Source organism: Kitasatospora sp. NPDC051164, from assembly GCF_044455625.1.
Taxonomy (GTDB): Bacteria; Actinomycetota; Actinomycetes; order Streptomycetales; family Streptomycetaceae; genus Kitasatospora.
In genome coordinates, this window is record NZ_JBITFB010000012.1 from 112,181 (window position 1) to 124,200 (window position 12,020).

General features: G+C 71.4%; 15 protein-coding genes. 11 read left to right on the forward strand and 4 right to left on the reverse strand.

From position 1 onward, the window contains the following. Positions 1 to 21 precede the first annotated feature (21 nt). Entirely contained in the window at positions 22 to 753 is a 732-nt protein-coding gene (locus ACIBEC_RS19375) for a hypothetical protein (RefSeq protein ID WP_396288088.1), read from the reverse strand. A gap of 300 nt (positions 754 to 1,053) precedes the next feature. Between ACIBEC_RS19375 and ACIBEC_RS19380 the strand changes: the two genes are divergently transcribed. From ACIBEC_RS19380 to ACIBEC_RS19420, 9 genes are all read left to right on the forward strand, one after another. Further along, positions 1,054 to 1,632 (forward strand): hypothetical protein, encoded by a 579-nt coding sequence (locus ACIBEC_RS19380; RefSeq protein ID WP_396288089.1) that lies wholly within the window; start codon positions 1,054 to 1,056, stop codon positions 1,630 to 1,632. After that, positions 1,629 to 2,108 (forward strand): hypothetical protein, encoded by a 480-nt coding sequence (locus tag ACIBEC_RS19385; protein WP_396288090.1) that lies wholly within the window; start codon positions 1,629 to 1,631, stop codon positions 2,106 to 2,108. The genes ACIBEC_RS19380 and ACIBEC_RS19385 overlap by 4 nt, the downstream gene beginning before the upstream one ends. A 32-nt stretch (positions 2,109 to 2,140) precedes the next feature. Further along, the gene (locus ACIBEC_RS19390; protein ID WP_396288091.1) at positions 2,141 to 2,776 is read left to right on the forward strand and encodes a hypothetical protein; all 636 of its coding nucleotides are present in this window, start codon (positions 2,141 to 2,143) and stop codon (positions 2,774 to 2,776) included. 177 nt (positions 2,777 to 2,953) lie between these two features. Next, positions 2,954 to 3,592, forward strand: a complete 639-nt coding sequence (locus tag ACIBEC_RS19395; RefSeq protein WP_396288092.1) for a hypothetical protein — start codon at positions 2,954 to 2,956, stop codon at positions 3,590 to 3,592. Positions 3,593 to 3,688: 96 nt separating this feature from the next. Beyond that, positions 3,689 to 4,273, forward strand: coding sequence for a hypothetical protein (locus ACIBEC_RS19400; protein WP_396288093.1), 585 nt, complete (start codon positions 3,689 to 3,691; stop codon positions 4,271 to 4,273). A 40-nt stretch (positions 4,274 to 4,313) separates the two neighbouring features. Then, a complete protein-coding gene (locus tag ACIBEC_RS19405) occupies positions 4,314 to 4,595 on the forward strand; it encodes a putative dsRNA-binding protein (RefSeq protein WP_396288094.1) in 282 nt (93 codons plus the stop codon). A 60-nt stretch (positions 4,596 to 4,655) separates the two neighbouring features. Then, on the forward strand, positions 4,656 to 4,961 hold the full coding sequence (locus tag ACIBEC_RS19410) for a hypothetical protein (protein ID WP_396288095.1): 306 nt from the start codon (positions 4,656 to 4,658) through the stop codon (positions 4,959 to 4,961). A 138-nt stretch (positions 4,962 to 5,099) separates the two neighbouring features. Then, positions 5,100 to 5,513 carry a hypothetical protein gene (locus ACIBEC_RS19415; RefSeq protein WP_396288096.1) on the forward strand — a complete coding sequence of 138 codons (414 nt, stop codon included), beginning with the start codon at positions 5,100 to 5,102 and terminating at the stop codon, positions 5,511 to 5,513. Between the two features lie 30 nt (positions 5,514 to 5,543). Beyond that, complete coding sequence (locus tag ACIBEC_RS19420; RefSeq protein WP_396288097.1) at positions 5,544 to 5,843, forward strand: hypothetical protein; 300 nt, start codon at positions 5,544 to 5,546, stop codon at positions 5,841 to 5,843. A 388-nt stretch (positions 5,844 to 6,231) separates the two neighbouring features. On the opposite strand, the gene ACIBEC_RS19425 is transcribed toward ACIBEC_RS19420, so the two are convergent. Beyond that, positions 6,232 to 7,125 carry a hypothetical protein gene (locus ACIBEC_RS19425; RefSeq protein ID WP_396288098.1) on the reverse strand — a complete coding sequence of 298 codons (894 nt, stop codon included), beginning with the start codon at positions 7,123 to 7,125 and terminating at the stop codon, positions 6,232 to 6,234. A gap of 714 nt (positions 7,126 to 7,839) precedes the next feature. On the opposite strand from ACIBEC_RS19425, the gene ACIBEC_RS19430 reads away from it, so the two are divergent. Together ACIBEC_RS19430 and ACIBEC_RS19435 are read left to right on the forward strand one after the other, a co-directional pair. Beyond that, positions 7,840 to 9,018: an IS701 family transposase gene (locus ACIBEC_RS19430; RefSeq protein WP_396288099.1), complete on the forward strand. Its 1,179-nt coding sequence runs from the start codon at positions 7,840 to 7,842 to the stop codon at positions 9,016 to 9,018. A 128-nt stretch (positions 9,019 to 9,146) separates the two neighbouring features. After that, a complete protein-coding gene (locus tag ACIBEC_RS19435) occupies positions 9,147 to 9,386 on the forward strand; it encodes a hypothetical protein (protein WP_396288100.1) in 240 nt (79 codons plus the stop codon). A gap of 102 nt (positions 9,387 to 9,488) precedes the next feature. Here the strand turns inward: ACIBEC_RS19435 and ACIBEC_RS19440 are convergent, their stop codons facing one another. After that, positions 9,489 to 10,979: a hypothetical protein gene (locus ACIBEC_RS19440; RefSeq protein ID WP_396288101.1), complete on the reverse strand. Its 1,491-nt coding sequence runs from the start codon at positions 10,977 to 10,979 to the stop codon at positions 9,489 to 9,491. A 50-nt stretch (positions 10,980 to 11,029) separates the two neighbouring features. After that, a complete protein-coding gene (locus ACIBEC_RS19445) occupies positions 11,030 to 11,554 on the reverse strand; it encodes a hypothetical protein (protein WP_396288102.1) in 525 nt (174 codons plus the stop codon). Between the last annotated feature and the right edge of the window lie 466 nt (positions 11,555 to 12,020).

Consider the following 12,020-nt stretch of genomic DNA (forward strand, 5'->3'; position numbering starts at 1 on the left):
TCGGCGGGGCGGGCGTCGCGGTCAGCGGGAGGCGCGGCGGTCCAGGGCGCGCAGCACGTCGGTGAGAGTGCCGTCGGAGACGGTGTGCATCGGATCGCGGGTGGTGCCGCGCTGGGGGTCGTATGCGTAGACCCGGGCCTTCGCGCCGAACAAGCGCATCAAGGTGTGGGCCGTCTCCAGCAGTTGCGCCTCGTCGGGCAGGCTGCCGAAGTCCGGTTCGGTGTGCAGAACGGCGAACCGGCGGCGGTCCGCGTACGGGAACTCGCCCCGGTGCATCCGGCGCGGGACGAAGCCCCACCGCTCGTGGAAGTTCTCCCAGTAGGCGTGAACGGCGGCGGAGGCGTGGCCCTGATAGGGCTCGCGGGTGATCGTCGCGCCGGGCTCGCCGAGCAGCCAGGTGATTCGGTGAGGCTTGTCCCACATGGCGCCGGTGGCCATGAAGAGGCTGTCGTTGGGGGCCGTGGCCGTCCAGACCTCCGGCTCGGTCCACTCCCCGCCATCCGCGCCGGGGAGTTCCTTGGGGCCCACCCCGGCGACGACCGCCGTACTCGTTCCGTCGCCGTTGTCGCGTAGCCAGGCGTAGTCGCCGGCTGTGGCAGTGAACCCGGGCCCGGGGCTCCACTGCGGGGTATCGGGGAACGCCGCTTCGGGGAAGGAGAGCACGACCGTGACGCGGCCGCGGCGGTCGAAGCGGCGGGGGTTCCAGGTCTGGTTGATGGCGGCCTCTATGTGGCTGCGCAGGCTTCGCTTCATGTGCGGGAACTCCTCGGCTGGAACGGGGCGCGGCAAGGGACGAGCGGACGCGCGCCGGTAAAGGCAGGCCAGGCCGAGAAGGGTCATCGGCGGCCGGACGGTTGCCGCCTCGTTCGGCGACACCCACACAGTAACCCGCATTCATAGACTTAAGCAATTCCGCCAGGACTCTTGACCTTCATTAATCTCACTCATAGAGTTAGGCAATCGCATCGGGCGTCTTCGCCCTCACTCGCGGCACGTCGCCGGACCTCCGCGCAGGCACCGCCGACCCGTACACACCCCTGAGGACTCCTCTTCATGCTCTCCGCGCACCCCTGGGACCACGCCCAGGCCGTCACCTCGCTCGCAGCGCCGGGCGGCGCAGGTGACCGGCATCGCTGGCAGGTCACCGACACCGGCCGCACCTTCGCCGTCCACGGCTCCCACGCGTTCCCCGACCACCCCATGTACGACATCTACGAGACGACCGACGGCGCCCCACCTGTCCCGGCCGCCCGCCTCGCGCAGCTCCACTCGTTGATGCGGGCACGGCTGCTGATCGCCAGGCTGACGCGCCCCGCCTTCACCACGAACTGGACGGTGTGGGAGACCGCCCTCGTCATCGGCGAGGGCATCGACCTGGCCAAGGCCCCCGTCCACGAGCGCGGACCCTGGACGTTCACCTTCGACTACGCCCTGGACACCGAACGCCAGGGCTACCGGTACGAGGCACAAGGCCCCCTCCTCGATGCGGCGTTCCAGGCCGCCGCCGACTTCTTCCACGACAACGAGGTGACCGACCCCGAGGCCAACGGAGACGGCGTCCTCGGCATCGTCCTGGCCTCCTACACCCGCCGGTGCCCCCTGCCCGGCCGGACCGCCGGAGCCCGGCCGTGACGACCTACTGGCGGCGGATGGACCGCACCGCCATGACCGGCTGCCTGGTGAACTGGCCGACCCGCCTCGACAGCTACGGAGGCTGCGGCACCAGCGTCTACGCCGTGTGGCCCGAGGCAGCCGACGAGCCGATGCTTGTCTGCTCCCGCGGCCTGCTGCTGCACGCCCTTCTGCAGGAAGAGCCCATCGGCGACGCCGGCCCGTGGGCCGCCGCCTTCCCCGCCCTCGACGACAACGACCCCGAGGCCGCCGAGCGCTCGACCGGCCTCCTGGCCGCCCTCCTGCTGGGCACCACGGGCGCGAGCTGGGCGCTGCGCGAACTGGACGCCGACCCGGCCACGCCGATCGCCGAGTGCTTCGCGGGCTTCTGGGCCGCCGACGAGCAGGACCTCACCGCCGCAGGCCGCGCCGTCGTGGACGCCCTCACCCAGTCCTACGGCCGCTCCCCGGTGTTCCTGACCGTCCAGGACACCTGACCCTCCCCCAACTCTCCATCGGAGAAGCGAACATGCCCCAGCCCCCCACCCCCGCGCCCCACTCCGTCGCGGCACTCGCCGCCGACCTGACCGGCATCAGCGCCTCGTTCACCCCCCTCGAAGTGGAGGGCCTCGTGCGCACCGCAGCCGAAGCCGTCCACGGCGACCCGGACGATCTCAGCACCCTCCAGCTTGAGCTGGCCGCCCGCGCCCACGCCCTGATGGCCGAAGAAGCCGAGGGGACCATCGAGACCGCCGAGGAGTCACCGGCCGCCGCCTACACCCGGATGCTCGCCCTCCAGAATCGGCTGCGCGCCGAGGCAGAGGCCGCCGCCGAGGAGTTCACCGCGCTCCTGCGCGTCCTGCTTCCCCATGCCGCGTACGTGCTGCTGCAGGTCCGCGGCAACGACACCTTCAGGCTGGACCGCGCGGTCACCGCCGACGGGACGACCGTCCACGACTTCGACGAACCGCTCCCCGCCCTGCCCGAGGACCTGGCCCGCGCCTGGGGCAAGGACCCGCGCTTCGACCTCGACCTCGACCACATCGTGGGCGAGCTCCAGGCCGCCGGAGTCACCTTCGGATCGCTTCCCGAGACGGCCCGCGACGTGGACGTCGACGACCGGTACGAGTACCTGCCCTCCATCGACCTGGGAACCGTCGCATGACGAGATCACTCCTCCCGCCCCCAGCCGTCGGCACACCACCCGCCAGCCCTTCAGCAGCAGCATCGTGACCCCGAGCCGGGCCGCGCGCTGCACCCGAGCCTCCTTCTTCCGCCGCTTCCCCTCCGTGGGTGGCGCTTCGTGTTCCCGTTCCACCACCTTGTGAGAGGACCAACCGCTGTGACCCGACAGATCAATACCGGACATCACGCCCGCCAACTGCTGAGCCAGGACGCCCGCGGCGCCATCGGGGCCGCCCTGGTCGCGCTGGAACATCAGTTCCACGAGTCCGTCGCCTGGGGCAGCCTGCCGGTCACCTGGATGCAGATCCGCCTTCCGCATCCGGAGATGGTCGATCCACAGCCCGCCCGTCACGCGGTCGCCGTCGAGGACATGGACGTCCCGGCCTGGGCCCGCGAAGGCGGGCCGACATTCCAGGGCGCGATGGAGGAGTACGGGCAGGCACTGCTCGACGACTCCGCAGGTCTGGGCGAAGATTCCAGGACCGACCCGATGGGCCCGGCCGTAGGGCTGCTGGCCCTGGCCGAACGGTGGGCGCTCGACCAAGAGGGACGCGTCGAAGGCGTGGACATCCTGGACACTCCCGGGGCCAAGCAGCAGCGCAACCTGACCGCCGTGCTGGCCGACGGTACGGTTCTGATCGTCACGCGCACCGCGGGTGAGCCGACGACGCACCGCTCCCAGAACCACATCTCCCGGTGCCCCCGGGGCCGCACCCTGGCCCCCGCGCTGTGGCTGATGGGACAGGGCAAGGGCTTCTTCCCGCTGGAGATGCCCCCGCCGGTGGAGCGCGTGTAGAAGGGCCGTCCGGCCCGGGGCGCTGGAGCGCCCCGGGCGGGGCGAAGTCCGGGGATCGTCTGGTGCCGGGCTTGTCCGAGCGGCGACAATGACGGCATGCGTTTCGACCTGACCGATCTGCTGCACGCGACCGCCGAGGTGCTGGACGCAGCCGGCCCGCTGGAGCCCCTGCGGCTCGCGCTCGCCAGCCGGGATGTGCAGGTTTCCTTCGCGGAGTTCACCACGATGGCGGACCAGCGCAGCAGCGTCGACCGGCTGGCCGCGGCGACCGGGGCCGACCCGGTGCTGTCCGAGCTCGGCGCGCGTGCCTACACCTACACCCTGACCGCGGACCTGCCCGGCGGGATGGTGCTGGTCGCGGGAACGCACCCGACCCTGAACCGGTCCCGCCCCGAACGCTCGACCTCCACCGCCGCCACCGCGGCGCTCCTGCGGGCCCTTCTGCCCTGGGCGCAGACCCTGGCCGCCCTGCCGGTCTCGGTCAGCGGGTTGGAGGTCACCGACACCGCGCACCGGTTAGGAGTGCAGTTGCTCGTCGACGGAGCCGACGACCCCAAGGCGGCGATGGTCGCGGCCTCGACGGGGGTCACCGCGCTGCGGACCGCCCCCGCCATCCCGTTCGGGATCGACGGCCGCGGACGCCTGCCGTCCGGGCACCCGGTGCTGATCAGCGTCATGTAAGGGAGCCTCGACCACCCGCCACACGGAAGTGTGCACCTGAGTGGACACTCGGCAGAGCGGCGCCGAACCGGTTGAGGGCCGCTCGCCGATCTCGGTCCTCAACGAGTACCAGCAGGTCAAGGTCATCAGCGGCCTGAAGTTCACCATGAGCGCCGACGGCCCCAGCCACCTTCCGACGTTCACCTGCACCGCCCAGGCCACCCACGACGGCGGAGCCGTCCTCGCCTCGGCGTCAGCCTCGACCAAGGCGGCGGCCAAGACGGCAGCGGCGGCCGGTCTGCTGGAGCGGGTCGACGCAGCGCGGGCCGAGCACGCCGGGTGATGCGTTGATGCCGGGCCCGGTACTCCGCGGGCCGGGCCCGTGCGCGAGGGGAGGCGGGACATGACGGCAACAGCCGCGGCAGATCCGTGGCCGTTCGTGGTCCGCGTGACCGGCGGCCGGATCAACCACCGGGCCCGTCCTCGTGTGACCCGAGCAGGCCGGCCGACCGGATGGCTCGACCTCGCCTGCGGTGGCAGCTGCCTGGCCGGCGCGATGGACAACGACCCGCGGGAGACCGACTGCGCACGGTGCGCCGAGCAGGCCGGGCGGGACCGCGACCCCGAGCGGTGGCGGATCGCTGCCGCCGAGCGCCGTGCGCAGCAGGCGGCGGCACGCGGCCAACACCCGCTCCCGTTCGCGGTATGACGACGTGACAGCCCGTCGGCCTTCTCCGCGATCCCCGGCAGGGGCGGGGGCTCGGAACCGGCCCGGCGGCCGGGCTCCAGCCCATAGGATGGGCCGCAGCCGGCCCGTGGCTTGGGACCGGCACGATTCCAAGGGGGCATGGTGACCGCGCAGTCGTCAGCCGTTGGCAGGGACTACCTTTCGCCCGACGGGCGCCGGGGTGTCCTGGCGGGCCTGGAGTCCGCCACCGTCGCAGAGCTGCGCGCGGGTACGCCGGTCCACCTCGACCTCGCTCGGTTCGATGTCTGCCCGCGGCCGCTGGCCCTCCTCGACGGGGACTGGATGGCGGCCCATCCCGACATGGGCCTGATGGCGATCGGCCCCGTGCTCGAGCTCACCAGGCCGGAGTTCGACGAGCTCGCCGCCGGCCGCATCGTGGAGCGGGAGGTCGGCGGAACGGCGCTGTGGGAAGCGTTCCCCGTACGGATCGCCCAGGCCGAGACCACCAGCGAGCTTCAGGAGCGCTTCGCCGCGCTCGGCGAGGGACGCGTCGCCCCGCAGGTCGGCCAGTAGCAGTTTCCCGTTCGACCGAAGGACTGAGCCGTGCCCGAGCGACCTGAGATTGTCTGTATCTGCGGCTCTGCCCGGTTCGCGGCCGAGATGCGTGCGGCGAACCGTGATCTGACCTTCGCGGGTGTCATCGTCGTCGCGCCGGGAGAGGCGGACGGGCCGGTCACCGACGAGCAGAAGACCGTGCTGGACGCTCTCCACCTGAGCAAGATCGACTTGGCTGACCGGGTGCTGGTCGTCAACCCCGGCGGATATGTCGGCGAGTCCACGAGTAGGGAGATCGCACATGCTCAAGCCGCCGGCAAGCCTGTCTCGTTCACCGATCCCGTCTGACCCGTAGACGCTTCGGCCGGGGGCGGATTCAGCAGCCGTACGATTCCAGGATCTGCCGGGCCTTCGCGTCGGCCGGGGTCAACGTGTGCAGCCCGCCGCGGACGGCGTGGTCCAGCACCAGCGCCGGGTAGGTCCACCGCACCGTCAGCCCCGGCCGGAATTCCGAAGCTGCGGGGACTGCGGTGCGGCCGGTCGCGCACACCCTTCCAGGAAGCAGCTCGCAGGGGCCCGGCGGAGGTCTTCGGCCGGCGCGACGACGGCCGGGCGCTGGGCCACTGGCCGGGTGCTGGGCAGCGCCGGTGGAGCGCGGTACGGGAAGGGGCCGGACATGGGTGCGGCCCGCGCGCCGGCGGGAGCCGGTGGGCGGGCCGCGGAAGGGGTGCGCGGATCAGGTCTCGCGGGCGCTGAGGATCAGCGCCCGTTCGCGTACGAGGTCGCCGTGGACTGCGGGGTCGGTGTCCACCGGCAGGGCCTCCACGGCCTTGTCGATGGAGACCATGGCTTCGTCGAAGCGGCGCAGGCGGCGCAGCGCCGCGGCCTGGCGGAAGAGAGCGACGGAGTCCGGGCCCTGGTCGAAGGGGGGTCGGTCGAGGAGGTCGAGAATCCGGTGGGGCTGGCCGGGGAGGTCGTGGCCGAGCCACAGGCCGTGGAGCAGCGCGTGGGCGACCTTGGGATGGTTCCCGGACTCCTCCAGCAGCGGGTCGATGAGGTCGAGCGCGGCCGGATCGGAGCGGCCGAGGAGGGCGAAGGCGTGCAGGGACCGGCTGAAGGGGTCCAGGTCCACGGTCCGGCCGCGGCGGGCGAACAGGTCGGTCAGCGCCTGGCAGCGGAAGTCGTAACGCAGGCCGAGGCCGTACAGGTGCAGCCGGGTCCGCGCGGTGAGCGGTGGCGCGGCGCCCAGGACCTGCTCGGCCGTCAGGTGGGCGAGCGCGCTGCTTCCGGCCCGGCGGCCCTGCCAGGCGAGGTCGGAGAGAAGCTCGGCGGACTCCTCCCAGGAGGGGCGGATCACCTCCGCCCAGTGCTCCGCGCGGGCTGTCCACGGCCGATCGAGGTGGTCCGCGATGTCGTAGCTGGCGATCTCCAGTACGGCGCCCCGGGTGAGTGAGGTGAACGCGGCCCGCTCGAGGACGGGGTGGATGTTGGGCGAGCGCAGCAGCCGGCGGGCGGCCTCCCTGCGGGCCCTGGCTGAGGAGGCGGGCAGCCGGGAGTAGGCGATCACGGCCGCGACGGCGTCGTCGAGCCAGTTCTCGGAGCTGGGGAGGTCGAGCACGGTGTCGGTCACGGGAGGGGCCCTTCGTCCGGTGGGTGAGGTGCGGTACGCCCACTAGAGGTGTGAGAAGGGCCTGCGGTGTGACCAGTCGTCTGCGGCCCGGCGGTGGACGGGCCCTGGGCGGTGTCAGCGCCGATCGCTATGCTCGGCTCAGCGCACCTCGCTTGTGCGCGCCGGCCCGGGCCCACCCCCGGGAGTTCGGTGAATCGTGCTGCCGCGCGGGGGCGAGTGACGACCGGTGCCTTCTTCCGAACCGCACCCTGGCCTGCTCGTGGTGGGACGAACCGCAGCGCCGGGACGCGACGAAGGAGAAGCGGTGGCCCCGTCCTCGCCCAACACCAGCAACCACCAGCGCATCGCCCGCGCGCTGAACACCTCGACCGGCTGCGGCTACCAGACGGCCCTCCAGCGCGTGCAGGCCGCGGCCGACGCGGGCCGGCTGCCCGCCAGGCTCGACCAGGCCGTGAAGAAGCCGCACGGATTCTCACCGAGAACCACCTCCGGCCCACCCAGGCGGTCGCCGCGGAGAGCGTCCCGTCGAAGGCCACGCCACCTCAGACGATGCTGCTCGGGCTGGTCCGCGGGGGCCTGGACAAGACGGTCGCCGTGACGGACGTCGGCGCGTTGGCCCGGGGTCACCAGGTGCTGCCGGTCGACTTGTACTGCAACCGCATCTGCCGTGACGGGTGCTGGATTGGTTCGTTGTTCCGACTGTGCGATGAATCGTTGACGGTTGCGCAGGTCGAGTCGTGGTCCGAGGGAGTGGCCGGGTTCCATGCCCGGTTCGCCCACCGTTTCGGCAGGTCGGAGCCCCGCGAGAGGGCGTCGGACTACCTGAACGGGTTGCTCGCGCCGCTGGAGAAGAAGAACGGGTGGACGCTGTCGGAGCAGGTCGGGCAGTTGCGCCCCGACGGCGTCCAGCGCCTGCTCAACCACTCCGACTGGGACGAGAACGCGGTCCGCGACGATGTGCGGGACTTCGTCGTGGAGACCATCGGCGCCAAGGACGCGGTGCTGATCGGCGACGATACCGGCTTCCTGAAGAAGGGCACCAAGTCCGCCGGTGTCCAGCGGCAGTACACCGGCACAGCCGGCCGCACGGAGAACAGCCAGATCGGAACATTCCTGGCCTACGCCTCGGCCAGGGGGCGGGCGTTGATCGACCGCGAGCTCTACATCCCCGTCTCCTGGACGGATGACCGTGACCGCTGCCGCGCGGCCGGGATCGATGACGAGGTCCCCTTCGCGACCAAGAACGAGCACTTCAAGTGGATGCTGCAACGTGCCATCGACGCGGGTGTCCCGTTCGCGTGGGTGACCGCTGACGAGGCATACGGGCAGGTCAAGCACCTGCGAGTGTGGCTGGAGGAACGTCGGGTCGCGCATGTGCTGGCCACGAAGGTCAACGACACCGTGATCACCGTGCGCGGGGCGGACGCGCGGGTGGACCAGCTGGTCGCCGCGCTGCCCCGCCAGCGGTGGAAACGGATCTCCGGCGGGACCGGCGCGCACGGTGAGCGGATGTACGACTGGGCGCGTGTCGCGATCCGCCCGTACTGGGAGAGCGGCTTCGGTCACTGGGTGCTGGCCCGACGCAGCGTCAGCGACCCGAGCGAGATCGCCTACTACGTCTGCTACGGCCCGGTCGCTTCCCGACTGAAAGACCTGGTCAAAGTGGCTGCCGCGAGGTGGGCGGTGGAGGAGTGCTTCCAGACCGCGAAGGGAGAGTGCGGTCTGGACCACTACCAGGTGCGGCTCTACCGGGCCTGGTACCGCCACATCACCCTGGCCATGGCCGCCCTCGCCTACTTGACTGCCATCCGCGCCGCAGAAGCCGCAAAAGGGGCGCTCTCGACGACGAGCAAGACCTCATACCCCTCAGCGTCCCAGAGATCCGCCGGTTGATGGGCCACGTCGTCGTCACGCGCCACTGTCACAGCAACGAGCATCATCTGCACTGGTCACGCTTCCGACGACGCAGCCAGGCCCGAGCCCGCCGCTCCCACTACAAACGCCGAGGTCACATTCTCCAGATGCGGTTGCAGTACTTGGGCGACCTGTCGCCCACCGAACTGCTGCTCACGGTGCACGAGGCGATGGAGAGGCGCCGGGCCTTGCAGCAGAAGGAGCGGGTCGTCGCGGCCATGCGCGCGGAGCGTGACCGGAAGTTGAACCCGTTCCTCCTTCCCGCTGTGCCGGAGGGTCTGCGCGAGCAGGTGGAACGGCTGGCCTCGCAGACCCGGAAGAAGCCGCGGAGCGGCGAGCCGCAGTGAACCGCCGCCGGCCGGGCACGTTCGGCGCTTCCGCAGGGAACTCGTGCGGCCCCGGCCCCCGGCGCGGTGGCCGGGGTCCGGGGTCCGGGGTCCGGGGCCGGGCTATGCGCCGGTGGCGGCCCGCTTGACTCCCCCGCGTCGGCCGAGGCCGTAGACGACCCGGTAGACGTCGGGCATGTCGAGCTGCCCGCTGGTGCGGCGGCTCATCACTCCGGCGTCGATCAGCTCCTCCAGCAGCTGCGGGAGGCTGGCGGGGCTGCGCGGGCCGGTCCGGGACCGGCCGGTGCCGCTCCCGGCCTCCCGCGCCGATTCCTGGAGCCGCTCGGCCAGGCTGCTCTGCTGCCACAGGCCGAAGACGTCCTCCTCCCAGATCGGGACCTGCTGACCGGCCAGCGGCTCCATGGCGAGGCGGACCCACGGCAGCGCCTGGTGAAGCTCCGCGGCCCGCGCCCCGCAGCGCACGCTGCGACGGAGATCATCGTGGTGCAGCGGCCGGTCGTGTCCGGGGTGGTTGCGGCCGGTGTCCTCAAGGGCGGTGGCCAGCGCGGTGAGGAACGGACGCGGGGTGATCGCTCCCTGCGCGTCCTGGAGGTGGTTGGGCAAGCTGCTGTAGGTGTAGCCGGTGCGGGCGTTGGCGCCCATGAACCGGCCGGCGAGAGTGGTGAAGAACTCCTCCTGCGTCTTCGGGTCGCCGCTCAGCCCGGAGGGCGCGAGATACCGGCTGCCCTGGCTCTGCTCCCAGGTGGGCCAGGCCGCGCGGAAGGCGGCGGCCCCCGCGCTGTCGTGGTTGCCCAGGAGGTGGATGAACAGGCCGTACAGCTCGGTCCTGGCGGTGCGGCCGAGGTAGTCGGACCGGCCCCAGGCGAGGTCGGCGGCACGGCCGGTCAGGAAGCCGCGGTCCGGGCGCGGCACACCGGCCAGGGCCCCGTCCAGCATGTCCGGGCGGATGAACACCTTCGCGCGCAGCCGGGTGGTGCGGCGGGAGAGGGTGACGGCGAGGTTGAGCATGCCGGAGGCCAGGTGCTCGGCCAGCGCCCGGTCCGGGTGGAGCTGGTCCAGGGCGTCGAACAGGACGAGCCGCACGGTGTCGGTGGCCTTCGCGGCGGCTTCGAACTCGGCCAGGGACCGCTCGGTGGCCCCGGGGTTGCGGGTCAGCCAGTCGACGCGCTCGGTCCAGGTGGCGAGGGCGGCAAGGTCCGGCACGCCGAGCGCGGTCAACGCGACGGCACTCCACAGGACGGTCGGCGGTACACCCCACCCCGTCAGGGCGCGAAGCTCCCCTGCGGTCGGCTGGCCGGCGTCCGGCCGGGCGCCGAAGGCGGTGACCGCCTCCGTCCGCTCCAGCCTGGGCATGCGGTACTCCCGCGCAGCGATGGTGCGCAGCTGCGGGTCCGTCAGGGCACGGGCCCAGAACGTCTTGCCCTCGCCCGGCCGTCCGCGTACGACGGTGCTCTCCAGGTACAGAGCCGGGCGGTGGACGCCAGGGGTGTACATCAGCGGAGCCGGGAGGGTGAGGGCGTCGGTGGCGAGCGCGGCCGAGAGCGCGTCGTGCAGCAGTGTCCGGAGTTCTGCGACCGGGAGAGTGAGGGACATCGGGGCCTTCCAAGGTGGGTTTCGTGGCGTCGGTCTTCGTTCTGCTCTGGTCACCACCAGTGCCGGAACAGGAAGTCGCCGCGCGGGATTTCGCCGCGACGGATGAGATCGGCCAGGACCAGTTTCAGCGACGGAGTGAAAGCGCGATCGGCGAAGAAGCGGTCCTCGAACACGGCGTTCTCAAGGTCTTGCGTTTTGGGCGGGTTCGCCTCGACGGTGGCTGGGGTGTTCTCGTCGGCGATCCGGATGCTCAGCCAGTAGTCCAGCTCAGTCGTGCCGGTCTTGCGGACGCTCTCGCGGGTACGGGAGTCCCAGCCCAGGTACAGCTCGGTGTCGTCGAACGCTTCGAGCGCTTCGAGGTAGTCATCGTCGGAGGTGAGTTCGTACAGCTTCACGCTGTCGTTCCCGATGTGCTCGTCGTCCCGCTGGCATCCGCTCAGCGAGCTGTAGGGCTTGCCGTAGACGCGCTCGGCAATGGTTCCGATCGGGATGTGGCCGTTCTCGGCGGTCGCGTAGGCAGCGTGTGGCTCCAGCACGTAGATGGTGTAGGGCGTGTACTCGGGTGCCTCGGGCATGACGGATCTCCCTCATGGGTGGTTAGTGCGTGATCACAGGGAGGAGCGGGTTCTACTAAGGGCTGCTCCTCCGCAACCATAAAGCAACTCATAGACTTAAGAAACATAGTGAGCCGCCTCGGCGGCACAGGCGGGGCCGTCGACCCGCGCCCCCTCCAGGTGGCGCTTCCGCCGCCGCGCACCGTCGCGAACGAGCCGGACGAAGTACACCGCCGCCGCCCGGCGACCGCCCTGCACGCCAGGAAGTGGCGCCGGCGGCCAACGTCGGGCCGAATGCCGCGACCGCAGCGCCCGAGCGCGCCCGCCGCGACCGGGTGCGGCGGCGTCACCGGCCGAGCAGGAGGCCGCCGCAACGGGCCGCCGCCGGCTGGGCGCAGCGGCGAGCGAAGGGGAGGCAGAAAGATCAAAATTGCTTAAATCTATGAGTCTCTGTATCGTTTGGGATGTCGCCGAGCGAACGAGCGCC